The sequence below is a fragment of the Paenibacillus sp. FSL W8-0426 genome (genome assembly GCF_037969725.1).
Taxonomy (GTDB): Bacteria; Bacillota; Bacilli; order Paenibacillales; family Paenibacillaceae; genus Paenibacillus; species Paenibacillus hubeiensis.
Window position 1 is genome coordinate 5,196,174 of record NZ_CP150203.1, and the last position, 26,550, is coordinate 5,222,723.

Genomic DNA, 26,550 nt, shown 5'->3' on the forward strand with positions numbered 1-26,550 from the left:
TATGAACGATAGTATGGGGGAAAAGTTACAAGAAAAACAGTACCCACTTTTTAGTGATATAGTCACCAAAAAGTGATAATTGAGGCGGCACAAGCGTTTGTTTTTACAGCCTAACAGATGGAAGTGAGCTCCATTAATTACTCACCACATGATACCACGTATTTGAACTATCCTGCCCGTTCGTATTATGAGGTCAACCAGTTCTTTCTGGTTGATCCTTTTTTCATTAGCTTTGAGAATGAAGGTAGCCGGGTCGAACGTACCTGCCCGTGGGACTTGATCCCGAGCGCTATATTGTTCACCCCTACTTGTCATGACCATGTTTGAGGCTGGTTGGGACATAGATCCCGTATAACAAGCGATGCTATGGAGCGACAAGAGGAAATCACAGGGGCTGCCGGTAAATCTAAATTAGGAAGGTGCATTTTAATGAATCCAGTGATTGGCCTGGATATTTCTAAAGGTGAAAGCTATGGGCAAGCCTTTTTAAAGCGAGGCAAACCGTACAGAGGGACGTTTCAATTTGAACATACCCAAGAAGGTCTGACGAAGTTACTTCAAGCTATTCAGGATCTTGAACATGCTGCTGGACTACGTCCTACACTACTTCTTGAGGCGACTGGGCATTACCAGAGTCCTGTTGTTCAGTTCTTAGAGGAGCATCATTATTTGTACATTGTCATTAATCCGCTTATCTCAAATCGGCTTAGAAAGTCCAGCCTTCGTAAGGTAAAAACGGATGCCGCTGATGCCTATTTGCTAGGAGAGTTGTACTATAAAGAAGAATTTGAGCCCTTTAAAAAAAGAGGTGTTCAACTGCTTAATTTGCGTTATCTAACAAGACAATATGAGTCTCTTTCAAAGATGTGTGTACAAATTAAACTGCAGTTTCAAGCTGTTCTTGATCAAGTTTTCCCTACGTACAAAAGTGTTTTTGGAGATATCTATTCTCATATTTCACTTCGATTTCTAAGTGAATTTCCAACTTCATATTTGGTACTACAATCGGACGAAGGAATGCTTAAATCCAAATTCAAAGAGCTGCTTTCCTCAAGACGAGGACGATCAGAGAATTGGATCTGTGTGCGAGTTAAGCGTCTACTTCTTGCGGCAAAACAAAATCCTTTTCAGCAGAATATGTACTCTAGTCACTTGGTTAACCTGAGAGTTTTGATTTCGCTCATCCTTCAGTACCAAGAACATCTATCTCAATTGGAAAAGAACATAGATGCTCTCGCTGAAGAAATTCAAGAATATGATTTAATCCAGTCGATTCCCGGTATAGGTCCTAAAATTGCGGCAACAATTTTATCGGAAATTGGAGAAGTCGACCGATTTGATCATCCAAAGAAACTAGTAGCCTTTGCGGGCATTGACCCGAGTGTATTCGCATCTGGAAAGTTTACGGCAACACGCAATCGAATTACCAAACGTGGTTCACGACAACTTCGTTATGCTCTAGTTATGGCCGTCCAGTGTGGACTCATCCGCTCTCGAAATCTGCGACTTAAAGATTTTTATGATCGCAAAAGAGCCGAAGGAAAGCCACATAAAGTAGCTTTAATCGCATGCGCAAATAAGCTGGTTCATTGGCTTTATGTCATCCTGAAAAGTAAAAAAACTTTCCGCGCTGTCTAAGCACTCATATTGGTATAACCTTCCAAAACAAAGAAATTGGAGGGTTATTTGTCATGCTTAATTTTACTATACCACATGACTTAAGTTCATTTTGCTGGTAATCTTGACAAGCTATTAGCTGGTATAGCTTGTTAGCTTAATGAATTAACTGGCGATTACCCGTTAGACATATGCCTAATCGGTACAAGGTCTTGTCCTTGGCTCGGGACACAAACTTGGAATGAGAATATATAAAAAAGCCGCTAAAATAGCGACTTTCAATGTTCTCATCTTCGATATTACAAGAAAATGCTTACCCGCAATTAGTCATTCTGCCCCGGCTCTATCCAAATGTACCGATTACTCCACCTGCACCCATGGATAACGCGATGGCGCATCGAACAACAAGCGTACCCGTTCCGGCGAAGCGCCTTCCTCATCGAACAGCAGCAGCTCGTTCTCCTCCTTCAACCAGGCCATCGGAATTTTGTAGTCCTCCTGCGGCCCGATCTGCCAGTAGCGGCCCAGATCATGGCCATTCAGAACCACTGTGCCTTTGCTCATGCCGGTCAGTCGGACCATCAGGTTGGCATGGTACGGCTCCGGTACATCTGGTTTTTGGAAGCTGAAACGGTACCAAACAGGCCGACCATAGGCAGCTTTGGCCAAAGGATGGCCAGTCAAAGCAGACGAACGTTCTTTCTGCATGGAACGGTCCCGCCCGTCCGCAGATGTACCCTCTGCTGCATACGGCTGCCATGAGCGCGGCAGCAGCTGATCGCTGCCGGCCATCCTCCACCCGGACAACTCGTCGGTGCTGCGGTAAAGGATGAGCTCCAGCCGGGCAAGCGGCGATGCCCGATACGGCATTTCCAGCGTATTCATTCCTTGCTTCACGTATGGCGACAGATCCAACGTGGTGAAAGCAAACCAGTCATGGTATCCATCCATCGGTACTTCCACGCTATTCATGCAAATCCCTTTGCTCACTGCACCGACCAGGATGGCCCGATCCATGCCCTCTTCCAGCACAAAACTGCGACGGATGACTGAAGATTCCGCATCGGGATGGACTTCATCCAAATGGATCGTGCCCTGCTCCGTCTGCCAATCGCGGCGGATATCCTGCACAGCACCTCCCGCAGCCACCGGCCCGAACAACCCTTTGGATTCGCCCAGATACGGAGAAAAATTAAGCCGGCCCATCTGCTGCACGAGTACTTGCAGCTTGTTATGACCACTGACCGTGCGAATCGGCACGGCAGCCGCGCCGACCTGACGAACCAGCGCCTGCTCCACGCCGTTCACGTAAATTCTGGCGCTATCCTGCACGCCCGTCATGATCAGATGAACGGCATCATCAGCCGTTTCACGTTGAAATTCGCACTCGTAGAGCAGATATCCAAAATCCTGCCCATAATCCGAAAACGCCTCCGGTTGACCGGTGCGGGAAGCATGTTCCGCCGACAGTTCGACCAACGATACCTCTGGAGCCGACAGCTTAGGCGGCACAGGTAAAGCCCCGGCCTGCTGCGCCGACAATGCATTCCAAAGCTCATGTCCGTTCAGAGAACGCTCGCCATTCTCCCAGCCTCCGAGCAGCAGAATGGTGCGATCCGCATCGGCCAGCATGCCTTGAACCTGCCCGGAAGGCAGAACCTGTACATCGTCGAATCCAATCGCGTAGCGCACGGCATCCCCTGAAGCCTCACTCTCCAATCGCCAAGTACGGTTCATCGTCTCCATATCCAGCACGATCAAGCGGAGGCACGTATTTCCGCACTGCAGCCGGATCACGCCCGGTTCGCGGAAATGGGCCAGATCGAAGCGGTAGGCTCCCTTTGCCGCATCATGCGTGTACAACGCAGCCATAGTGCTGTCCAGCACGCGAAGCGAAGGTGCCTCAAGCTCCACGATGGACCGCTGGCCTGTGTCAGCAGCAATGAACAGCGTCAGCTCACCGCCCACTTGCTCGTTGCCCGCAATGAATGTGCCACCGGTCAGACGCACATCATCGGTAATGTGCACGCGGTCGAGCAGCGGCATGATCTGCCCCGGATGCAGCGACATCGGCAACGTGCGGCCATCTTCCAGCGTGACCTGCACCGTCTCCCGTTCCTCCTTGTGACTCTCGACAAACAAAATACGTTGGTCGCCCGCTGCCCTACCGCGTACGGAAATGCCGGAACCGTGACGGACCTGCAGCTGTTCCTCCGGAATTTCTTCGGCTTGCAGCAGCACGCTGTCGAAGGCATTCACGAAATACGACCATCTTTTGGTGACATCATACTTGGCCGTCCCGCGTCCGTATTCGTTCAGCGGCGCATCGTAATCGTAGGACGTAATCATGAAAATGTCGCTGCTGCCCACCGTCCGGCCGCCATAACCGCCAAAGTTGGTTCCGCCGTAAAACATGTAATAACTGATTCCCGTATATCCTGCGCGCAAAATCTCCATGATGCGTTTTTCAAGCAAAGGCGCCGTCTTCTGAATGGCAGAAGCTCCGCCCCAATGTTCGAACCACCCCGTCCAAAATTCCGTCACCATTTTCGGCGTATCCGGCTGTTTGGCCCGCAGTTTGGCATAATGCCCATCGGCTCCCGACCAGAAATTGGCCCCTTCGATGGTGCCTTCCGCCCCACCCACGCAGGTAATCAACGGAACGTCGATGCCGCGCTGCAGCAGCGCGTCGCGAAGACGGTCCATATGGGCGCTTGCCGCATCGTCGTCCTTCAGGTAACCATACTCGTTCTCCACTTGAACCAGAATGACGGGGCCGCCGGCGGACAGCTGGCGGTCGCGGATGATCGGTATGATCCGGTCAAAATATGCATCCACATAGTGCAGGTAGACATCGTTGTTCTCCCGGAAGGCGATATCCGGTTTCGTTCCCAGCCAGTACGGAAATCCGCCGAAATCCCATTCCGCACAAATGAACGGCCCCGGCCGCGCAATCACCCACATGCCGAGCTCTGCGCAAAGGTCCAGAAAGGCGCCGCAATCGCGGTCGCCTTCGAAGTCCCATTGCCCTTCCTCCGGTTCGTGCACATTCCAGGCAAAATATGTGTCAATGCAGTTCATGCCCGCCAGTTTGGCTTTCAGCAGCACATCGCGCCATTCTTCTTTCGGCATGCGAAAATAATGAATCGTCGCGCTGTTCAGAAAGATCCTCTCTCCATTCAGCCAAAAACTTTGCCGGTCATAAGTCAGTTCCAAAGCATGTTGGTTCAGTTTGGTCTGTTGCCCTTGTATAAACGTTGGATGTTGCGCCATTAGTCGCACCCTCTCTCTATTCAACATGTCATTTCATATGTCATAACGTCAAAGTACTGAATCTAGTTATAGCCCTCTGCAAATTCAGTCCAGCCATTCTCATTCTACTGCGATTTCAAGTCGACGCCTTCCAGCACAACGGTTGTGATCGAATTGTCGCCGATGTCCACCTTCAGCCCATTGGCATACACCGGTACGTCCTGCATCTGCTCCATGTTGTGCTCCGGCGAGGTTTGGTATACTTGAGCGCGATCAGCCTCTGTAAGCTCGAACGGTTCGAGCGAAAATTCCTTCGTTCCGGCCGACATCTCGTTGCGGATGACCAGCACCAGCCGATGGGCGTCTTGATCATACGCGGCAAGCGTCCGCCCTTCATCCGTCGGAATGATGATGGCTCCTGGACGGATGAATTTGGTGAATTGCACCATGCCGTAATACTGTTTCGTCATTTCGTAATGTTCTTCCCCATTGAAATTGGCATGAATGAAACCCCAATTGTTGTTTGCGCCTTCGTCCTCCACGGCCTGCCAATATACCCATGCGGACGGCTGCATGATTTTCAGGTCAAACATGATCCGCTCGGCCAGTTCCTGCACCGAAACCATATCTTCATGGCTGTGGGGCTCGCTGCCGCCTGTGCCGTACTCGGACATCCACAGTTTTTTCCCGTGTTTCTCCGCCAGCGCGCGCAGCTCTTCCATTTTGCTTCCATTATAGGAATGGGTGTTGATCTGCGCCACCGCATCCAGCGTGTCTTGGTCGTAGACGCTGAAGTTGGCCACCGTTTCGTCGATGCTGTTGTCGTCCGCCGCGCTCACGACCGTGCCGTCCAAGCCTTTGCTTTTTAACGAAGCTGCGACCTTTTTGATGATTACCATCTGTTTGTCGACGCTGAAATGGCTGCCTTCCTGCATATTGCCCTTCTTCCACCAATCGGAGGAAGGCTCGTTGAGCGGATCAAGTGTGCGGAACGTGATGCCCCATTCGTCGCGGAAATGCTTCACGACCTCTGTCAAATAATCGGCAAAGGCATCGTATTGGTCTTCCTTCAGGTTGTTGCTCCCGTCCTCGGCTCCCGTAACCGATCCGCTGATGGTCATCCAGTACGGCGGAGAATTGGAAAAGGCCTCGGTGATGTTGACGCCGCGTTCGATCGAGCCCTGCAGAACTTTCCGCTGTCCGGCATCCGCTTCCCAGTCCCATACGCCCGGTTCGGGCTGGTACCCCGGAACGTCGCCGCCGGGACGAAGCGCTTTCATTTCAGGGTTTTCCTCGCCGCCGATGTTGTACCGTACAATGTTCAGCCCCAGCCCTTTGGCCGGATCAAACACAAGGTCCATTACTTCATTCAGCTTCGCCTGATCCTTCCATTCGCCCAGATCGTTGGCCCACCAGGCCAGGGACGTGCCCCAGCCTTCAAAATGGTCATAGGACTGCTCCATGTTCAGGCGAACCGGCTGACCCTCGAAAGTCAGCGTTCGGGATGCATTCATTTGGCTCATCAGTATTCCTCCTCCTGCAAGTAACGCGAGCAGGGCAATGCCTGCCGCAATATAACCGGATTTTCGTTTGCCGCTGCGTTGCTTGTCGTTCGCCATCGTTCGCACAGCCCTTCCCATTTACGTTTATTCCATACCCCTGTCCGGGCATGCATGTGATTCACGTTGGGTTCTTTGCTGTCGTATTTGCTGCACCCCTGCGTTACTTGATGCCGCTGCTGCCTCCGCTGATGTTCGCTTCATAGACATATCGCTGGCCGAGCAAATACACCAGCACCATCGGAATCGTCAGGAACAGGGAAGCAACCATGACCAGGTTCCACGGCGGCATTTGCCCTCCGCCTACGGTCGTCAGGAGCTGAACACCGAGGGCCAGAGGCATTTTTTCGGGATCGTTGATATAAATGAGCGGCCCCATGAAGTTCCCCCAGTTCCACGAAAACGAGAAAATCGCAATCGCCGCCAGGATCGGATACGTCAGCGGCATGATGATTTTCCAATAGATGCCCGGATGCCCCATGCCGTCGATCATCGCCGCTTCGTCCAGCGACTTCGGAATGCTCATGACGAATTGGCGGATCAGGAATACGTTGAACGCTCCGGCAAAAAAGCTCGGCACGATCAGCGGATAGAACGTATTGATCCATTCCAGATGACGGAAGATGATGAACTGCGGCACCATCGTAACCTCGCCCGGAATCATCATCGTGCTCAGCAGCACAACGAACAGGAAGCGGCTTCCTTTCGCCTTGATCCTTGCAAAGCCGTAAGACACAACCGATGCGGACAATACCGATCCGATAATGGTGAAGACGGTGATGATGATCGAATTTTTCAGATACGTGCCCAAATTGTTATTCGTGAAGATCGTATAAAAGTTGGACCACTCAAACTCCGTCGGAACGAAGGTAAACGCCGATTTGACCGTCGTCGACTCGCTGGCCAGCGAGATGGAGATCATGTACACGAAGGGCGAAGCGAGCAGCACGCCGACCAGAATCAGAAAAACGTAGGAGATGACTTTCTCCGCCTTGGATGGATTACTCATTGGCTTTTCCCTCCTCGTAGTGCACCCAGAGCGCCGATGAACGGAACACGATCAGGGTCAAGGCCAGAATGACGATGAACAGCACCCAGGCAATGGCCGAAGCATATCCCATCTTGTAGAACTGGAAGGCGTTCTGGAACAAATACGGCACAACCATCTGGCTGGCGTTATCCGGTCCTCCCGAGGTTACGATGAACACCTGCGCAAAGGTTTGAAGCGCACCGATGATACCTGTCACGAGATTGAAGAAGATGACGGGCGTGAGCATCGGAAACGTAATGTGGAAAAAGGACTGCGTATTCTTGGCACCGTCGATGGCCGCCGCCTCGTACAGCTCCTGCGGTATGCCTTTCATCCCGGCCAGCAGCAGGACGACCCCGCCGCCGACGCCCCAGAGCGACATCAGGATCAGCGCCGGTTTGACCCAGTTCGGGTCGAGCAGCCAGGAAGGGCCCTGAATGCCGAACACGGCCAACGCTTTGTTGATGAGCCCTTCCGTCGGCGCCAGGAGATGAATGAACAGCAGGGAACTCGCGACGACCGGCACGACCGACGGCAGGTAGAACAAAATGCGGAAAAACGTGATGCCCTTGATCTTTTTGTTCAGGTAATATGCGATCCACAGCGAGATGGACATGCCCAGCGGAATGGAGATCAGAGCGTAGAAAAACGTGTTGCCCAGCGACTTCCAGAACAGCGGGTCATCGGTCAGCAGCGTTTGGTAGTTATCGAAACCGATGAACTCCGGGGACTGGAACAGGTCCCAGTTGGTGAAGCTCATATAGATGGAAAACAGGATCGGTCCCAGCGTCAGCCCAAGGAATCCGATCAGCCAAGGCGAGATAAAGAGATAAAACCATTTCCCGTCCTTTTTTCTCACGTTAAGCCCTCCCATGACGTCGGGAGCGGATGGAGAGCGCCGATCGTCTGCGCCCCGTTTCCATCCGTTCCCCTGCCCATACTATTTATAGAGTCTTTCCAGTCCGCTCTGGATTTCGGTAACCGTCTCATCCAGGGAAGCTTTATCGTTAAAGTACACGCCGAGTTTGTCGTTGATCAGTTTCATCATTTCGTTCCACTGCGGGTTGAACGGTTCGGCATAGATCGTGGATTCCTTGAACGCCGCCATATTGATCTTTTTGCCGCCGTACTCGGCATTCAGGAATTCGTCGCTTTCCAGTCCTGCCTTCGTTGCCGGTGCATCCTGTCCCGCTTTGATCATCGGCATCTGCGCTTCCGGCGTCGTCAACGCGGCGATGATTTTGAACGCTTCTTCTTTATGCTTGGAAGCGTTCGTGATCGTGAAGCCGTTAAAGAATGCATTCGTTTCGCCCCAGATCGGGGAAATGTCCCAGTTGATGCCCTCGACTTTGGCCAAGGAACCGATGTTCCAGAAACCTGTCGTTTCCATGGCAATCTTGCCTTGCGCGAACAGCGGATCGGCACCGATATTGCCCATGTCGGCGATTTCGGTCGGTGTCGGGGACGCTCCGTATTTGAAAGTCAGATCATTCATAAATTGCAGCGCTTTGCGGACAGGCTCGGTGTTGAATGTCGGTTTGCCACTATCGTCGAACAGCGAACCGCCGTTCTGGTAGATCAGCTGCATCCACTGCGGCCACCAGCTGCCTGGATAGTAGCCCCATTGCACCGTTTTGCCGTTCTCCTTCACGGTCAGCTTCTGGGCTGCCGCAAGCAGGTCTTCCTGGGTCCAGTCTTTGGTCGGGTACTCCACGCCCGCCTTGTCGAACAAATCCTTGTTATAGAAAAGCACCATGGCGCCCGCACGGTCAGGCAGGCCATATTGTTTGCCGTCGTATTTCATCAGGTTGGCAATGTCGTCGGAATAACGTTCCGAGATGCTGACATTGTTCGCTTGCAGCATCTCGTCAAGCGGAATGATCTGATTTTTGGAAGCATAGGCCTGGTAGTTCTCCGCAATCATCATAATGTCCGGTGCGGTACCGCCCGCGATCATCGTCTGTACTTTCTGGTCATAGTCTCCGGCAACCACGTTCAGTTTCACATTAATGTCGGGATACGTCTGTTTCACAATATCGAGCCGTTCCTGATAGATCTTTTTCTCATCTTCCGAACCCCAAATCGTCATGCTGAGATCCACCTTGCCGCCGGAACCGCCGGATGCACCGCTGTCGCCTTTGCTGCAAGCCGTAAGTGCGAATACCATTGTGAGCATTAATAACGAAATGATCTTCAAGCTTCTTTTCATACCGTGCGCCCCCTAGAAAGTTGAATGTTTTGGTGAAACCCATTTCATGAAATGGGTTTCATAAAGCCGGAAATTAAAACCCGATCCATTTTTATGAAAGGGGTTTCATTTACGAACCCATTATATTTCACCCTTCGCAGAAATGTCAACGCTTTCTTTTCCAAAAAAACATGTCCCCCTCTTAACGAGGGGCAGGTCCCGTGCTCTGGCGTACGATCAGCTCCGGCTGCAGCACCGTCTGTTTTTTGGGCTTTCCCTGATTGATCAGCTCATGCAGCACGTCTACGCCGAGCTTGCCGAGCTGGTACGTATTTTGCGAAACGGTCGTCAGTTCGGGGATAACCGCACCCGCCAGCGGCGTGTTGTCGAAACCCACAATCGAAATATCGCCAGGGATGGACAGTCCGTGTTCGATCGTGGCTTTGATCGCTCCGATGGCCGTGTTGTCATTGACGCATATGACCGCCGTCGGCGGATTGTCGCGTTCCAGCAGCTCATTCATCAACCGTTTGCCGTCATCGATGGAGAAGCTGCCCAGCAGTTGGCGGTCCTTCGGGAGTTCGAGCCCGTGTTCGCGCAGTTTTTTTTGCACCGCCTTCACTTTGACCATCGTGGTCGACGTCTCGGGCGATCCGCCTACAAACGCGATTTCCCGGTGGCCCAGCTCCAGCAAATGCTCTACGGCCAGCACCGCGCCTGCCCCCTCATCGGTATATACCCGGCGAAAGCCGCCCTTGGCAATATTTCCGTTCACCAGCACGATGGGCATGCGTTTGCCCATATCGATCATTTCCTGCGCCATGTTCTCCGGGCAGTTCTGGAGGTTGATCCGCCCGCCGAGAAACATGATGCCATCGACCCTTTTCTCGCGCAAAATGGATAAATATTCGGATTCCCGTCCATAGTCCCCTGCCGTATTGCACAGGAAAAACGTATAGCCCAGCCCCCGCGCTTCATTCTCTGCCCCCCAGAACACTTCGGGGAAAAACGGGTTGGTGATGTCCGGCAAAATGATCGCGATCGTGCCCGTTTCCTTCTTGATCAGGCTTCTTGCCTGCGCATTCGGCTGAAACTGGTGTTTCTCGATGATCGACATGATCCGCTCCCTGGTGCTGGCGCGCACGGGCGCCGTGTCGTTCAGAACGCGGGAGACGGTGGATACGGATACGTTCGCTTCCTTGGCGATGTCGTAAATGGTAATTGGCGTCATGGCAAACCTCTCTCTTTCTCTCGTTTTCCTGCTAATCATACCAGATAAGGATTGCCAATGAAATGGGTTTCATAACCTTGCATTCGGGCGAAATACCACGACCTTATCTTCCTGCATTATCGGCTTCTTCCCTCGTTAAAATAAAGAGCCGACCATCGGCGTTTAAAATTTGCGTGCCGTTATCCAGCTGGACGAGCGGCTGTTCCCAGTGGGTATGCCCGCAAAAAACGACCGTCTCCGGCCCGGCCTCCAGCGCCTGCCGGATCAGCGGTTCGCCCATGCACCCGAGTTCGGGAATGCCCGGGCTCTGGTGCAGCAATAGGCAATCCGGCTGCTGCTTCAGCAGCTTGGTCAGGGATTGCAGGTACTGCTTCTCCGGCAGCCGGTTCGGCTTGTCCGGCCGGCCGATGATGCCGCCGAGGCCAGCGATGCGCAGCGGTCGCTGCTGGCCTACGGCGCGGGGTGCGGGCCTGCCCGGCACGGGGCCCGCATGGCTTGGCGCGGGGCCGTCCGGAACGGGGCCCGCGCTGACCACGCCCGGGGCATCCAGGTAATGGATGCCTTCGGCGCGGTGCAACCGATGAGCGGATGCCTCATCGGTGAGATCGTGGTTGCCGTCGACGCCGGCAACCCAGCTGAACGCTTCCCGGAAGGCCAGCCATACGGGAAGCGGATTGCCGCTGGCGCCGCGCTTGCCGCGCCGGGCATAGAGGTCGCCGCACAGCAATACGCCCGTGCGGCGCGGATCGAGCTGCGGCCAGTACACTTCCAGCAGCAGCTTCGCGTGTTCCGGCAGCAGCTCGCCGAGCAGCCGGTCGACGGTTTGATCCCGTGCACCGTCTTCGCCCATATTAAAGGCATACAAATTTGCAGCGTTTGGATCACGACCGCTGACGCAGCTCCCGGTTCCACCCTTTATACCACTGTTGCCGCCAATTTGTTCATTGGCGTATTTGTTGGTGTTTTCGTTAGTGTATTCGTCGTCCTGCTCCATATTGTGTACGCAAGGGCTCCCCCCGTTGTCGCTCAACCCCCGACCGGTGACCTGTCTTTCATTTCCACTGCACACTTTCACAGGCACGATGCCTTGCAAATCCGAAGCCACCAACAAAGCATCAAGATGCTCCGGCAGCCCGGAAACGATCGCATGATAGATCGGCAGCCTGGCCGCCGCGACCTCTCCGCCCGGAACGGCATTCAGGTAATCGAACCCATCCATCGGCTCCGCATTCAGTTTGACGATTTTCACGTCACTCACCTCCTCTGTTTGACGCTGCCAAGTTAGACTGCGGGCCTTGACCGACGTTGTATAATCATGCGTAAATTGGTTACAGCCCGCACTTGTATGCAATCCAACTCGCTCGTCGAATCACCAGTTATGTTTATAATCACACAGAGAGTGCAGTCCGCCCAACATCATCTGCTGCTCTCATCCTGCATATATATAGTCCTTCTCCTCCAATCACGCTTCTCCATAAATCACTAGACAATTTTGCCACACCATCTGCGATTTCTCCATCCACTCCGGATGCGCTCCCGTATTTGGCCTTGATTACCCACCCCAACATCAGAGCGAAGTTGGGCCCCGAACATCATCGGCGGGCAACGAACCCGAGACGTCTTATTTGGCCACATTTCGGCGGGGTTGAGCGCTAACGAACTTGAGCGTCGTTATTGGGGCTAAATCGCGTGTTTGTGACTCGTTTTATGCATATTAACGTGTCTCATGTTCGTTACATTTCAAAGTGTGGGATTCCCGCAGGATAAGGTGTACAATGTTCGTTAGAATTTCTCGTTGCGTATGTAAGCACTCCAAAAGGGGCGCAAACACAGATCAATAGCCGATATCATCAGCACAGCGACCTCGACAGTCTCTTTTACTAGGCGCATATCTCATATGCAACGGGATGCATCTCACCATTCACATTCACATTCGCATACACATGCATATCCACATACACATTCTCTCCCAGCCTTATGCTTCCGTGCCAATCCGCTAATCTGTCCAAAAATGAAGCAGCGTGAGGCACCCGAGGCTAATCCAGCACATCATTAACAATGTCACCCTCATTGTAAACGGATCTTTCCACTGATTCCAACATAAGCTCAGCGCCACCCTCACCTAAATGGCGGTACTCCAAGGCATTCCGCATCCCCGCAGCCCAAACAACCTGCTCATATTTTGCATCAAGCTCCCTTTGACTTTCTCATTCTAAGCGGCGGCACACGCCCATATACTGGATTGTAAGCGAATTCATAAGAGGATTAGAGGAGTGTGATCGACGTTATGATCATTCAGGTCAGCCCATTGGCGGAATCCAGGCTGCGTGCGAAGCTGGAGGACCGGCCAGGAACATTCAAGCTGTTCTATGACACGGATGGATGCGGTTGTGACGGGATTGCGGTGCTCCTGATCGTGAACGAGCCGGACGACGATGATATTCACATTGAAGCCGGAAAGCTGCCATTTATCATCAACAAACAGCAAAAGATCTATTTCGAGTCTTGCCTTCGCCTGCAATCAGAAGACAGTTTCCCTTCCTTCCGATTGAGCAGTGACTCCATGATTTACGGCAATCATGTCAAGGTCCATGATCTTCGGGACATCGCAGACACTTCGCCGCAGCCGCTCAGTTGGTTCGTACGATAAAGTACTCGTCGTGGAACTGCTCATATGTTAAAAAGCTAGCACCCTAAGTGAAGTGCAACCTAAGAATAGACATTCGTAAAACCCCTTAGTTATTCCGTTGAATTCTAGGGGGTTATTTTACTAAGAGAAAAAAGTTTAAGCGATATTCCGAAAACCTCAAGCCAGAAGTCATTCTACTTCATGTTAAAAAAGCAAGACGCCCTGGTTTATCATCTCTGTCAGAGGATCTGGATACATGTTACGTTCCTATATTTCTGAAAAAGCATAAAGAAAGCCTTTATACTTCGCATAATCCCATGAATTAGCGTAATAAAGGCTTCACAATATAATTTAATAGATGGACACCGTGTCTGATGGAAGTGAAATGGTAGAAACCGCATCCCATGTACTGACTTCCTCGATTTCCTTGATCGTCAACTTGGCAAAAAAACTGTATCCTCCGAATCCTTCCTGGTCTGTTATAGCGTCCTTAAACGCAGAGAACTTCGTTTTCAAAAAGTGTTTTTTGGATATGTTGAGATCATATTTAAGCATAATATTCACTTCAATCTTTTCTTCTGTTTCATTGAGTCTATGTTCGTCCATCAGGGTTTGCAGTGGTTTGAGAATCACTTCGCCAGCCATGGCCCCATCCCCCTCTGCCTTTTGTTTCACTTCTTCGCCCTCGATTGGAGGGTATATTTTTTTGCCTTCACTGTTTTGACCGCAGGTGCCTTCAATTGTGCTTCCTTAGCTGAAACCACAGATGGAATGAATAAGAGACTAAAGAAACGATCACTTTTCTTCCTATCTGCATCCAATTCCCACCTTCTCCATTTAAATTTACAATCCTTTCCTAATGGACATCAATTGAACAGTAAATGTTTCGCTGCCTGATATTTTCCATCTGCTGCTGGTCTCCGTTAAGAAAAAAGATAAAACCTCCTTTCACTGAATAATTGAAGTGGCGAAAGGAGGTTATAACCTGTTGAATATCTCGGCGCGAAACCAATGAATTCGGAGAAAAAATCCATTTGCAAGCTTTAAGGCGTGAAGCGAGAAAAGCATCAAGGACAAGGTCCCCATCTATCTCAAGCTCCGCTTTATTTAAGGCCGGTTGTTGCGATCCCGCGAATGATTTGATTTTGGAAAAAAAGAAACAACACGATCAACGGCAGCACAGAAAGCGTGGCACCCGTCATGATCTGTACCCAGTTGCTGCTGTCCTTCGCTTCGCTGGAGAAAAACGCCATGCCTACCGGGATAGTAAACATCTCCTCGCTCTGCGTGATGATCAGCGGCCAAATGAACGAATTCCAGCTGCCGAGGAACGTCAGGATCGACAGCGTCGCCAGCGCGGGTCTCACGAGCGGTACGGCGATCCTAAGCAAAATGCCCCATTCGCCCATGCCGTCGATGCGCGCCGCATCCAACAGCTCGGCAGGCAACGACTCCATGAACTGTTTCATCAGGAAAATGCCGAATCCCGTGATCAATCCCGGGAACAGAATGCCCCAATACGTATCCATCCCGTTCAGGCCGCTTGAGACAAGATACCAAGGGATGATGAGCATTTCGGTGGGCACCATCAGCGTGCTAAGGATCAGCACAAAGATCACCTGCCTGCCCGGGAACGAAAATTTGGCCAATATGTATCCCGTGATCGTATCGAACACGCATACGCTCGCCGTAGCAATCACCGCCACGTACAGGCTGTTCAGCATCCACCGGGGAAACGCCGTTTCACGAAACATGGCTGCATAATGCGCCCACGTGAATTCGGGCGGAATCAGGCTTAGGGAGTATATATCGTCCAATGTTTTGAACGAAGTCGAGATCATCCACAGAAACGGAAATACCATCAATCCTAGCCCCAACGTAAGCAACACGTAACTGATCACAGCTCCGAAATGCTTTCGGCGTCCATTCGTGATCGCCCTGGGCCATGCGGCGGATCTGCTCATCCTTGAACATTCACCATCCTTTCCCTTACTCCTGACTGAAACGGTTGCCCATCACCTTCAACTGGATCAGCGTCAACACGAAAATGATCACAAACAAAATGACGGTTGCCGCAGAGGCCAGCCCCATGTCGAAGCTTTTGAAAGCGAGATTATAGATATGCAGCACTACGGAAATCGTGGAATCGAGCGGACCGCCGCCCGTCATATTGAGCACCTGGGTAAAGGTTTGCAGAAAACCGATCGATGCCAGCACCGTGGACAGCAGTATGACCGGGTTCAGCAGCGGCAACGTGATATGTACGAAACGCTGCCAGGCGGTCGCGCCGTCGATGGAGGCCGCTTCATAGTACATTTGCGGAATGTTCTGGAGTCCTGCCAAAAAGATAAGCATCTGGAATCCGATATTTTGCCATACCATCGCCGCGATGATCCAAAAGATCGCCTGCGCGGGCGAGTACAGGAACGTTTGCGGGCCAAGCCCGGCCTCGATAAACAAAGCATTCAGAATCCCGTTTTTCATCAGAATCCAGCGGAATACCCAGCTCACGGCCACGACGCTGGTCACATAAGGAATGAAATACGCGGTCCGGAACAGGCTGCGAAGCTTCACCACCTGCTGCAGCAGCAGCGCAACGACCAGCCCGGTCACCAGCTGCGCAGGCACGCCAACAATGACGTAGATGCCCGTGTTCAGCAGCGATTGGAGAAAAAGGGAATCGCCCAGCAATGCCGCATAGTTTGCCAGGCCGACGAACGGTTTGTCGGGCGAGAGCATGCCCCATTCCCGAAAGCTGACGTTGAAGGAATACAGGATCGGCAGAATGCGGATGACCACGAAATAAAGCAGCGGAATCGACAATCCGCCATAAATGAACAGCAGCCGTTTATGCCTGTAATGAAGCTTATGGACCCTGCGTTCGGAAAACAAACGTCGTTTCGGTCGAGAAGGAATGACGCCGGTTGTTCTCATCGCTGCGATGGCCTCCTTTGGTCAGGCTTTATTTTTTCTTGTCCTGTTTCGCCCAGTAATCATCGTACAGCTGTTGGGTTTTGGTCACCAAGCCGTTGAAAGCCTGCTCAACGGGAACCTGATTAAGCAGCACTTCATCCACCGCGTTCACGAAAAGGGTTCGTTCCTGGGTTTCGTCAATGAAGAAATGAGCATTGGCATCGTTCAGTTGCGAAATGAACGGACCCAGCAGCGGGTCGTTGACATACTTGTCCTGAAGCGCCACTTCCTTCTGCGCAGGCAGTTCGCCCACCTTTTCCACCCACTGCTCCTGCACGCCCTTGCTCGTCAAAAATTGCAGGAACGCCGTTGCGGCTTCCAGCTTCTCTCCGGTCACGTTGGCCGGAATGGCATTGGCCCAGAAGGAGGCTTGGGTCGATTTCCCTTTGTAAGACGGAAGGGGAGCAACCGCGAAATTCAGGTCCGGCGCGTCTTTTTGGATCGAACCCAATCGGTAAGAACCGTCGACGTTCATTGCGGCATGCCCGGTTTTGAACGCATTCGCGTCATCCGTGTAAAAACCGTTGATCCCGACTTTGTGCACGGTGGCGAATTCGACCAAGTACTTGAACGCTTCCAGCCCTGCCGGCGATTCGTTCCACAGAATCTTCCGGCGATCCTCGCTCGTATCCTTGCCTCCAGCCTGGTACAGCAACCCGTCGCGGAACCAGTGATGCAGCTGGGAACCCGGTTCCCAAGCAAATCCTTCCGTCACCAGCTGCCCGTTCTGGTCCGTTTCCGTCAGTGCCTTGGCATCCGAGACCAGCTCCTCCCACGTCGTCGGCGGTTTCTCCGGGTCCAGTCCGGCTTTGGCAAACAGGTCCTTGTTATAGAACAATCCCAAAGTTCTCACGCCGGTGGGCAGCGCGTAATACTTTCCATCCAGTTTGGCCGTTTGCACGAAAGGGAAAAACGTGTTCTCGATATCCGGGAAACTGCTCTCCGGCAATGGCTGCAAATACCCGGACTGCACGTATTTCGGCAGCCATCCGTAGTACAGGTTGATGACGTCCGGCCCCTTGCCGGCAGGCACCAGCGTGGCTACTTTTTGATTGTACTGGTCGTACGGAAAATTGGTTTGCTTGACTTTGATGTCGGGATGTTCGCCCTCGAATTCCTTGATTAACGCGTCGATCAGTTCCACCTTGGCCGGGAACTCGTACTGCCAGTATTCAATCGTCACTGTCTCTGCCTGCCCGGCGGCAGCGGTGTTTGCTCCCGTGTCCGCTTCCTGGGAAGGCTTTGCCGAGCAGGCCGTGATGCTTAACACCAGCGCACCTACAACCCACAAACACAGTGCTTTCCCAAGACCGAATGAAAATAAACCGGATCGTGTCAAGCCGTCCACTTCCCCTTTGCTATAGTTTTGTTTTCCTTGCATGCCGCTACATTTACGAACGGCCCTCATTGCCCGCCTTGTCTGCATTTCTGTGTCCTGCCTCACTCCCCCATGGAACGTGAAGCAAACGTCTCGCATTGTTGCCGAAGATCAGCTCGATCTCCGCCTCGCGGAAGCGCAGGTCACGGCATACCCTGACTTGATCCTGCAAATACCGGTATGGATACCCGCGCGGGAACCCGCTTGCATCCGTGCCGAAAATGATTCGCTCCGGCCCGAGCAATTCGTACGTCTTGCGGAACAGCGTTTCCAGCGTCAGCTCATACGGCACCCACCGCACCCATTGGTTGGAGCCTGACGTGTCGATATATACGTTGGGACAGCTCCAGCATAAATGCAGCAGCTCCTGGAAATAACCCGCCCCAAAATGAGGAATGATGAAGGGAATGTCCGGGTAAGCCCGAGCCGTATTGAAAATCGCCAGCGGGTTGATGTTGGGATGATGCACGATCCCCCCCGCATGGCCCAGCATCCCGAAATGGATCAGAACGGGCAGGCGGCGCTCCGCAAGGAATTTCCAGACGGGGTCCAATGAAGGTGAATCGAACGGGATCGGTGTGAGCGGGCCAAACAGTTTGTATCCTCGAAGCCCCAATTCGTCAACGGCGCGCTCCAGCTCGGAGGCAGCATCTTCGCTTTCAATCGGATGGCATGCAAAGCCGGTGAACCGGTCGGGATATCCGGCGATTTGCTCGGCCAGCTTGTCGTTGTCGTGCGCAGTGAGAAAGTTGAGCCCGCCGATCTTGTATTTGTCCAGTTCATCCACCCAACGTTCGATCAGAGGTTTCGCCGCTTCCCCGGCGGTCTCCTCAGGAGCCGGAAAATCCCACGAAAGCCTCATGCGCTCGCTTCGTTCCTTGCCGTAATTCGAAACCGATTCGTGCAGTTTGTGCGGGGACAGCAGCAGTTTATATGGCAGATGGCCGTGGATGTCGAACACTCGGAATTCAGGATTGGAAAACATCGCTTAGCTCCTCCCATGTTAGTTTTGTAAGAAAGATTTGATCGCATAAATGCCGACTAATCTTATCGGAATGTTTGTTTCAAAACTCTACCATGATTTCAATAACCATACAATGCCATGGCTTATCGAAAATTTGATGGTGGTATTGCCTTTCTTTATAAGCGAATGTATTGACTTCCTCGCAGATCAGGACTAAATTAGGCTACTATATAAACCGCACTAACAATCTCACTTGACGACTACGAGTGCAGTACCATCTTCCGATTACTGTTATCCCCGGATTTTTTCGAATGCCTTTTTCAAAGGGAAAATCCGGTGATAAGCCGTGCTTCCGATGCAGCTTTCTTGCAGAAAGCTTTTAGCGCACGCTTCGCTTCTTCAGATCGGTTCTGCCTCTCCGTTAACGTGTGGATATTTTTTTGCGGTTTTCTCTGGAGTACCAAGATACGGGAGGGTTGGCCATGTCACATAACTATGACGTTATTATCGTGGGAGCAGGCTCGATGGGCATGAGCGCGGGTTATTATCTTTCACGGAGCGGGCTCAAAACATTGCTGATCGATGCGTTCGATCCCCCGCATGGCGAAGGCAGCCATCACGGTGAACCCCGTCTCATTCGCCACGTCTATAGCGGCGGACCCGATTATATCGCGATGGCGCTGCTTGCTCAGCAGCTCTGGGAAGAGCTTGAGGATGCCTCGGGCAGCAAATTGCTCGTTCCTTCCGGCGTGCTTAACATCGTGGATCCGGGCGTTTACTCCTTCCGCGACCGCTTGGCCCATGCGGATGAGGCAGGTGTGCGTTACGAACTGCTGCGAGCAAGCGAGATCATGAAACGCTGGCCCGGCATCGACGTGCCGGAGCATTACGAAGCGATGTATGAACCTGACGCGGGTTATCTGTTCAGCGAACGCTGCGTTCAGGTGTATCGACAACGGGCCGAAGCGCATGGAGCCACCCTGTTGACGAACACGCTCGTCCAGCAGGTCGAATGCGGCCCGCAGACCGTGAGCGTCAAAACATCGGATGGCTCGACCTACTCCGCGAATCGGCTCATATTGAGTACAGGCGCGTGGTTCCGGACTTTGGAACCGTTCGTGAACCTGCCCATTCGGGCCGTGCGCAAAACGGTGGGATGGTTCGAAGCATCAGAGGAACTGTTTGCGGAGGAGCACTTCCCCGGTTTCACCCTGGCCGGACCGGAGGGCGGGTACTACGGGTTTCCAAGCATCGGCGGGGCGGGGTTAAAGATCGGCCGCCACGATACGGGCCAACCGTGGACGCCAGGCTCTCCCCCGACTCCCTTCGGCAGCGAAGAAACCGACGAAGGCGACCTGCGCAGGCTGCTTGAACGCCGGATGCCTCGCGCTGCGGGGAGATTGAAGCGTGGAGCGGTATGCAAATACGAATTCACGCCTGACGAGCATTTTATCATCGATCGGCATCCTGCCCATGATCATGTATGGATTGCCGGCGGATTTTCGGGCCATGGCTTCAAGTTCGCCAGCGCGGTGGGCAGTATTCTGTCCGATCTTGTGCAGACCGGGGTCACGGATCAGGACATCTCAAGGTTTGTCCTTTCCCGTTTTGCGGAAGCGAACATCTCCGGCACTTCCCCATAGAAAAGGGGCCTTCTGAGAAGGCCCCTTGGACGATATTCTGCTTTTTTCTGCGCATGCATGCCTCAAAATTTTTCCAAGACGATTTTCCCCACGGTCCGGCCCGTCTCCAGCATCGCGTGTGCCTTGCGCAGGTTCGCAGCGTTGATTGGCGACAATGTTTCGTTCGTGGTCGTCCGAATCACGCCTTCGTCGACGAGGCGCGCGATCTCGTTTAACAGTGCGTGCTGCTCAATCATGTCCGGCGTCTGGTACGTTGAACGCGTAAACATGAACTCCCAGGCAAACGTGGCGCTTTTGTTCATGAGCAAGGTCAGGTTTAACGGTTCAGCCGTCTCGACCACCGAGCAAATCTTGCCTTGCGGCGCGATCGCTTCGGCCATGTTCGCCCAGTGTTTCCCTGTACTGTTTAAGCACAAAATGTAGTCGACCTGCTCCATGCCGATCGCTTTCAATTGCGGCACAAATGCTTCGAAATGGTTGATGACGTAATCCGCTCCCAGTTCCTTGATCCAATCGGCCGATTCCGGACGGGAAGCCGTCCCTACGACCGTCAATCCTGAATATTTCGCAAGCTGCGTTGCGATTGAACCGACTCCCCCGGCCGCTCCGATGATCAGAATGTTTTTTCCTTCATTGTGCTCCTTCGTCTGCGATATGCCCAAGCGGTCGTACAAGCTTTCCCATGCGGTAATGGATGTCAACGGGAGCGCCGCAGCCTCTGCAAACCCCACTCGGGAAGGCTTGGAGCCAACGATCCGTTCGTCCACCAGATGAAACTCGCTGTTGCCTCCGGGACGCATAATGCTGCCCGCGTAGAATACTTCATCGCCTGGCTGGAACAGCGTGACATCCGGCCCGACCTGTTCAACGACTCCCGACACGTCCCATCCCAGCACTTTGGGTACGCTCTCCTCGCGGTCTTTCGGCGAACGGACTTTGTAATCGACGGGATTCACCGAAACGGCGTTGACCTTGACCAGCAGATCCCTTCCTGTTGGCGTCGGTGTGTCCAACTCTATGTCGATCAGGCTTTACGGATCTTCAATCGGTAAATAGTTGTACAAACCTACGGCTTTCATCGTTTTTTTCGTCATGTCTTTGTTCTCTCCTTCAAGTTGAATTCATCAATTTATATCATTATAAAAACTTGGGATACGTCATTGGATCGCGCCAAGCAGATCGTTGATCGTCTCGGCCATCGACGGATGGGTGAAAATGGTGTCGCGCAGCACCGTGAACGGCTGCTCCGATTGCATGAATACGGAAACGATGTTCACGACTTCGCTGGACTCCGCTCCGAACATCGTAAATCCGAGCAATCGATCGGAATCCGCATCCACGACCGCCTTCATCAGACCATCCGTCTGCTGCAACTGGCGAGCCCTCGTCGATGCCGTAAGAGGCAGCTTTGCCGTCTTGACGGCATGCCCCCGTTTCAGCGCCTCCTGTTCCGTATATCCGACATGTGCCAACGGAGGGTCGATAAAAACGGAGTAAGGAACGAATCGGCGGTCGACGGTCGTGCGTGTCTTGTCGCCAAACATCTGGTTTTTAACGATACGGGAGTCATCCAACGAGATATAGGTAAATTGCGGCCCTCCGTTTACGTCGCCCATAGCCCAGATATGCGGGACAGTGGTCCGAAGTGTTTCATCGACTCGGATAAACCCGCGTTCCGTCACCTCTACGCCTGCTGCTGCCAGATTCAATCCATCCGTATTGGCCCGTCTGCCCGCAGCGACCAGCACGGCATCTGCCAACCATTCTTCTTCGCCGTCAGGCCCGGACAAGAGCAGCCGTGCAGCTTCGCCCTGGCTTTCGATGCTCGTAACGTTCGTCTGCAGCCGGAAGCGAATCCCCTTCTGCTCCAGCACGTTTTTCACTTCTTCGGCAATCTCTCGATCTTCTCTCGGCAGAAACACCTTTCCGCTCTCAAGAACAGTCACCTGCGAGCCGAACCCGGCATAGATGGATGCAAACTCCAAACCGATATATCCGCCTCCGATAATCGTCAACCGCGAAGGGAGTTTAGCCAAATCCAGCATTTCGGTACTCGTATAGACATGGGGACCATGGATGCCCGGAAGATCGGGAATGTTCGGTTTGGCCCCTGTATTGATGAAGATCTGCTTGGCCTCCACCATAATGGTATCCGACTCGGTCTCCACCCGGACCTCATGCTGCGAATGAAACGAAGCCGTTCCGGTCAGCACGGTGATGTTAGGGTGGTTGTTCAGTTGATTGAAGTTTTTGTCGCGGAGCAGAGAGACCAGCTCATTCTTTTCCTGCATGGCATGCGCGTACTTGGCCTGTCTCGTTTGCTGGTCGTTCCCTTCTTCCCGTGAAGCGAGATGCGCTTGATAGGCCAACGCTTTCGTGGGGATGCAGCCGATATTAATGCAGGTCCCGCCGTACATGAAAGGCGACTTTTCCACCACACCCACCTTCCAGCCTTGCTCGGCCAGAAATGGAGCCAACGTTTTCCCGCCTTTGCCGAAACCAATGATTAACGCGTCAAATGTTTTTCTGGTCATTTTGGACCCACCTTTCTATACGAGAATGATCATTCTAAAATAGATAAAATCATCCCTCTTTGATGTGAACATTGCCTCTCCACTTGCGTACCTTATCTTCAGCTGATGGCGCTTAACAAAGGAACCGGGTTGGCCAACCACTGCACGGCTTCGTGCCAATCGGTGAAGTTCTCCTGGTGATAGGGTAACGCACCAAGCCCCTCTACCGTCCGGTTTACGCTTAACTTGGCGATGACGCTGGTCGGCTGCAGCAAAGCGATGTATTTGAGCCCGCTCTCATACGCCCGTCGGATGAAAAATTCCCCGATCCATACCTTGTCATCTGCCTTAATGGCTGCTCCGTTGCGCGTATCCATCAGCACTTTGCTGCCATTCATTTTTTTAAGCAACGCTGCGCCTTCCAAAAGGATGGTTTGAAATTCCTGCCCGTAAGCAAACCCTTTCCATTCGATAATTACGCTCTGCAGCTCCTCGTTCCATGATACGACGCCATTTTTGGATTGAAAATGAACCATGTGGGCCAACTCCTTCGACATTTGGATTGTTGTATTGAGTTTGAGAACGATCATTCTAATTCAGGTTGAGACATCTTGTTTCTTCATCTGCATTGATCTTATCATATTGAGAATGATTGGTAAAGAATTATTTTTACCGATCATTCTCAATACATTACATTTCCGTCCATCAACGTAATAAAGACGTGCACGAGCCTGAATCCATGGAACTTGAATTCAGGCCGATACACGTCTTTGTTAATTACATTCGGAACGGACGATGGGGCAGCGCCAAGGTTCCGAATAGGCTATTTCGTTTTGAAGCGGGAAGCTTCCTCGGCAAGCTGTTTGGTCAAGTCGTCGATAGTGCGAACCATGTCGGCCAGCATTTCCGTCTTGGCTGTCTGCTCCTGCATCGTCGCCGAGACTTCTTCCACGGAAGCCGATACCTCTTCCCCGGAGGCGGAAAGACTCTGTGCCGATCCAAGCACGTCGTCCTTGTCGCGTTCGATCGATGCGATCTGGCCCGCGATATCCTGGATCTGGTTCAGGATCGTGTTCATTTTTTCGGTCGCGAATCGGAAAATCTCCTGCGTATCTGCCACGCTCTGCTTATGCTGCTCGGCAATGGCCTCGATCGCCTGTACGCTGCGATTATTCTGCTCCACATGTTCGATCGTCTGCATGACGATCTGGTGGATGACGTCCGACTGCGCGGTCGTCTGCTGCGCAAGGCTGCCGATCTCTGCGGCAACGACGGCAAATCCGCGTCCCTGATCGCCTGCACGCGAAGCCTCGATGGAAGCATTAAGCGCAAGCAATTTCGTTTGTTTGGCAATGCCGGCAATGGTCTCGGTAATCTGCTGGATACCGCTTGAGCTTTCGGCCAATTGGACCGTAATATCGGAAATGTTGCGCACCTCGGCCTCATTCCGATCATTGACGGCAATCAAAGCATCAATCGTCGCCTGATTGTTGCGGAAGACGTCCTTGATTTCATCGGCCTGTTGTTTAACGGACTGGGAAACTTCGTTTACATGCTCAATTTTGTCGCCCACGTTCATGAACTTGTCCACGATCGCTTCCGTATCACTCGATTGGGATACCATGGCACGCGCAATTTCCTGTGCCGTTATCGTCGTGTCGGTGATCGAAACCGCGGTCTGCTTTGTCGATGAATCCAGCTCCGCGGTACTGGCGTGCAAAATGCCGATGGAATCGTTCATACGCGATATCAGCTGTTTGTTCGCCTCGGCCATCATGTTGAAGCTGTCTGCCAGCCGCTTGAACTCTCCGCTATATTTGCCTTCGGCCTTCACGGTAAGATCGCCTTCCGCCAGCTGTCCGAACAGCTTGGTCACGCGAGTAATCGGTTGGGTAACCAACCTTGAGATGAGAATTCCAGCCGCAATGGAGACCGCAATCGCACTGAAGAGCACGATATACATCTTGTACTTCATGGCTTCGAGTGGTTTGCTTACGTCACTCATGGAATCCTCGACGATCACCGTCCAATCCGATCTCGGGATTTTGGAGTAAAATGCGACTTTCTCCTCCGTACTGATTTCTCCCTGCTGCAGCTTTTCGCTGACTGGAAGATCAATCAGGGACTGGTACACGTCCGATTCCATTTTCTGTCCGGCCATCTTCTCGTCCGCGGAGTTGAACATTACCGTACCTACCCGGTCGAGGATGATCACTTTGCCTTCTTCATTGATTTTTACGTTCTGCAATTGGTTAACAAAAAAAGAGGTTGAAGCCGTGGACACCAGAACTCCTTCCACCTGCTTGTTGTCATCCAATAACGGCATCGCAAAGGCCGTACCCAGCGTACCCAACTGTTTGGAGATGATCCCCTCGCTGATGACGTTGCGGCCCTGGATTGCCTCTTTAAAATATGTACGGTCGCTGCGTTCCCCGCCCACTGCCTCAGGATCATTGGCGGCAACCACGACGCCGTGGCGGTCCAGAAGGATGATGTTGCTGTTGCCTTCCATGCCCGCGAGACTGTCTGCCAATATGCCGTTGGACTTGTCCACCAGCTCCTTGTTCTCTGCGAAGAACGCATCGTTATCCTGATCAGACGCATTGCGGAGACTCAGCAGTTCATGGAACGTTTGATGGGTCGTAATCAGAAACGTGGACTGTTCTTCCAGGCTTAACGAGGAAAACAGCGCTTCGCCGATCCGGTCCGAGGTGGCCCGTATTTCATCCTTGCTCTTGTCCAGCGTAATGCTCTCAGCTACCCTGTAGCACAGCATTGCTGTCACCACCAATACGATCGTGACCAGCAATCCGATCATCAGAGGCAGCTTCACCTTGAACGACATGCCCTGCATTCGCTCTTTTTCTTTGGGTTTCAACATGATTGCGTTCACCTTCCACTTTCATCATTATAATACATGTCAGTTCATATGCCTTGATTTTATATCGGCAGATGACATCTATTTCATCAGTGAAAGAGTGGCAATTATAAATTTGGAAATTCACCCCTCCAAAGTCCTTGCGAAGAAACTGGTCAAAGAAAATAAACATGGAGATGCTGATTCATGTTCTATAAGAAAAAACCTTGAAGATGTTATCCTCAAGGTTTCAGTATGGGGAGTTTATACATGTTCCTGGTAAGAAATTGACTCAACTAATGGACCAAATATCGGGATCAACTTTGTCATATACCAATTCATATCAGTTATTTTGTTGTAACTCTCTACATCAAGCACTTTTCGATTGATATCAGGACACATAATAAACATACCGTTCCCTTGAATTAAAAAGGTGCCCCCTATGTTCGTATCCTTCCAAGTCATTTCAACTTCAATGATTTCTCCTAAACTATCCTCTTTATGGCCAAAATCCTTAATAACTCTTCTACAGGAATATTGACGCTTTGCCAATCATACTCATCGTCATCGCCGATGGGTAAGAAAGTTACGTTTCCATGGTCATTATATGACCAACCGAATTCCTCCAGTTTCCGAAGAATAGTCATTCCTGAGATTTGCTCTGATAAACTTACTTCAATAGAGGATGAAACAGACATGCAAGATCTCTCCCTTTT

The 26,550-nt window shown here is 52.1% G+C and carries 20 protein-coding genes; 3 read left to right on the plus strand and 17 right to left on the minus strand.

What is annotated here, in order from left to right:
• Nucleotides 1-429 precede the first annotated feature (429 nt).
• Nucleotides 430-1,638: an IS110 family transposase gene (locus MKY59_RS23550; protein WP_339274022.1), complete on the plus strand. Its 1,209-nt coding sequence runs from the start codon at nucleotides 430-432 to the stop codon at nucleotides 1,636-1,638.
• A 339-nt stretch (nucleotides 1,639-1,977) separates the two neighbouring features.
• Here MKY59_RS23550 and MKY59_RS23555 read toward each other — a convergent pair whose 3' ends face one another.
• The 7 genes from MKY59_RS23555 to MKY59_RS23585 all read right to left on the minus strand — a co-directional run bounded on the left by MKY59_RS23555 (nucleotide 1,978) and on the right by MKY59_RS23585 (nucleotide 12,228).
• Entirely contained in the window at nucleotides 1,978-4,890 is a 2,913-nt protein-coding gene (locus tag MKY59_RS23555; RefSeq protein WP_339274023.1) for a beta-galactosidase, read from the minus strand.
• 104 nt (nucleotides 4,891-4,994) lie between these two features.
• Nucleotides 4,995-6,488: a glycoside hydrolase gene (locus MKY59_RS23560; protein ID WP_339274024.1), complete on the minus strand. Its 1,494-nt coding sequence runs from the start codon at nucleotides 6,486-6,488 to the stop codon at nucleotides 4,995-4,997.
• Between the two features lie 103 nt (nucleotides 6,489-6,591).
• Nucleotides 6,592-7,437, minus strand: a complete 846-nt coding sequence (locus MKY59_RS23565) for a carbohydrate ABC transporter permease (protein WP_339274025.1) — start codon at nucleotides 7,435-7,437, stop codon at nucleotides 6,592-6,594.
• Nucleotides 7,430-8,317, minus strand: a complete 888-nt coding sequence (locus MKY59_RS23570) for a sugar ABC transporter permease (protein ID WP_236415681.1) — start codon at nucleotides 8,315-8,317, stop codon at nucleotides 7,430-7,432. Before MKY59_RS23570 ends, MKY59_RS23565 begins: the two co-directional genes overlap by 8 nt.
• A gap of 81 nt (nucleotides 8,318-8,398) precedes the next feature.
• Nucleotides 8,399-9,667 carry a sugar ABC transporter substrate-binding protein gene (locus tag MKY59_RS23575; RefSeq protein ID WP_339274027.1) on the minus strand — a complete coding sequence of 423 codons (1,269 nt, stop codon included), beginning with the start codon at nucleotides 9,665-9,667 and terminating at the stop codon, nucleotides 8,399-8,401.
• Nucleotides 9,668-9,848: 181 nt separating this feature from the next.
• A complete protein-coding gene (locus MKY59_RS23580; RefSeq protein ID WP_236415678.1) occupies nucleotides 9,849-10,877 on the minus strand; it encodes a LacI family DNA-binding transcriptional regulator in 1,029 nt (342 codons plus the stop codon).
• Nucleotides 10,878-10,980: 103 nt separating this feature from the next.
• The gene (locus MKY59_RS23585) at nucleotides 10,981-12,228 is read right to left on the minus strand and encodes a metallophosphoesterase family protein (RefSeq protein WP_339274029.1); all 1,248 of its coding nucleotides are present in this window, start codon (nucleotides 12,226-12,228) and stop codon (nucleotides 10,981-10,983) included.
• A gap of 924 nt (nucleotides 12,229-13,152) precedes the next feature.
• On the opposite strand from MKY59_RS23585, the gene MKY59_RS23590 reads away from it, so the two are divergent.
• Nucleotides 13,153-13,527, plus strand: a complete 375-nt coding sequence (locus MKY59_RS23590; RefSeq protein ID WP_339274031.1) for an iron-sulfur cluster biosynthesis family protein — start codon at nucleotides 13,153-13,155, stop codon at nucleotides 13,525-13,527.
• Nucleotides 13,528-13,857: 330 nt separating this feature from the next.
• On the opposite strand, the gene MKY59_RS23595 is transcribed toward MKY59_RS23590, so the two are convergent.
• The 5 genes from MKY59_RS23595 to MKY59_RS23615 all read right to left on the minus strand — a co-directional run bounded on the left by MKY59_RS23595 (nucleotide 13,858) and on the right by MKY59_RS23615 (nucleotide 18,842).
• Nucleotides 13,858-14,151, minus strand: coding sequence for a hypothetical protein (locus MKY59_RS23595; protein WP_339274033.1), 294 nt, complete (start codon nucleotides 14,149-14,151; stop codon nucleotides 13,858-13,860).
• Nucleotides 14,152-14,609: 458 nt separating this feature from the next.
• Nucleotides 14,610-15,470, minus strand: coding sequence for a carbohydrate ABC transporter permease (locus MKY59_RS23600; protein WP_339274034.1), 861 nt, complete (start codon nucleotides 15,468-15,470; stop codon nucleotides 14,610-14,612).
• A 25-nt stretch (nucleotides 15,471-15,495) separates the two neighbouring features.
• Nucleotides 15,496-16,440 (minus strand): sugar ABC transporter permease, encoded by a 945-nt coding sequence (locus tag MKY59_RS23605; protein WP_339274035.1) that lies wholly within the window; start codon nucleotides 16,438-16,440, stop codon nucleotides 15,496-15,498.
• Nucleotides 16,441-16,468: 28 nt separating this feature from the next.
• Complete coding sequence (locus tag MKY59_RS23610) at nucleotides 16,469-17,818, minus strand: extracellular solute-binding protein (protein ID WP_339274037.1); 1,350 nt, start codon at nucleotides 17,816-17,818, stop codon at nucleotides 16,469-16,471.
• 52 nt (nucleotides 17,819-17,870) lie between these two features.
• Nucleotides 17,871-18,842, minus strand: coding sequence for an amidohydrolase family protein (locus MKY59_RS23615; RefSeq protein ID WP_339274038.1), 972 nt, complete (start codon nucleotides 18,840-18,842; stop codon nucleotides 17,871-17,873).
• Nucleotides 18,843-19,303: 461 nt separating this feature from the next.
• Between MKY59_RS23615 and solA the strand changes: the two genes are divergently transcribed.
• Nucleotides 19,304-20,464: an N-methyl-L-tryptophan oxidase gene (solA, locus tag MKY59_RS23620; protein ID WP_339274039.1), complete on the plus strand. Its 1,161-nt coding sequence runs from the start codon at nucleotides 19,304-19,306 to the stop codon at nucleotides 20,462-20,464.
• A gap of 62 nt (nucleotides 20,465-20,526) precedes the next feature.
• Here solA and MKY59_RS23625 read toward each other — a convergent pair whose 3' ends face one another.
• The 5 genes from MKY59_RS23625 to MKY59_RS23645 all read right to left on the minus strand — a co-directional run bounded on the left by MKY59_RS23625 (nucleotide 20,527) and on the right by MKY59_RS23645 (nucleotide 26,532).
• Complete coding sequence (locus MKY59_RS23625) at nucleotides 20,527-21,492, minus strand: zinc-binding alcohol dehydrogenase family protein (protein WP_339278461.1); 966 nt, start codon at nucleotides 21,490-21,492, stop codon at nucleotides 20,527-20,529.
• Nucleotides 21,493-21,621: 129 nt separating this feature from the next.
• Nucleotides 21,622-22,998, minus strand: a complete 1,377-nt coding sequence (locus MKY59_RS23630; protein WP_339274040.1) for an FAD-dependent oxidoreductase — start codon at nucleotides 22,996-22,998, stop codon at nucleotides 21,622-21,624.
• A gap of 98 nt (nucleotides 22,999-23,096) precedes the next feature.
• A complete protein-coding gene (locus tag MKY59_RS23635; protein ID WP_339274041.1) occupies nucleotides 23,097-23,513 on the minus strand; it encodes a hypothetical protein in 417 nt (138 codons plus the stop codon).
• A gap of 287 nt (nucleotides 23,514-23,800) precedes the next feature.
• Nucleotides 23,801-25,858 (minus strand): methyl-accepting chemotaxis protein, encoded by a 2,058-nt coding sequence (locus tag MKY59_RS23640; protein WP_339274043.1) that lies wholly within the window; start codon nucleotides 25,856-25,858, stop codon nucleotides 23,801-23,803.
• Nucleotides 25,859-26,319: 461 nt separating this feature from the next.
• Complete coding sequence (locus tag MKY59_RS23645) at nucleotides 26,320-26,532, minus strand: hypothetical protein (protein ID WP_339274044.1); 213 nt, start codon at nucleotides 26,530-26,532, stop codon at nucleotides 26,320-26,322.
• Nucleotides 26,533-26,550: the final 18 nt, after the last annotated feature.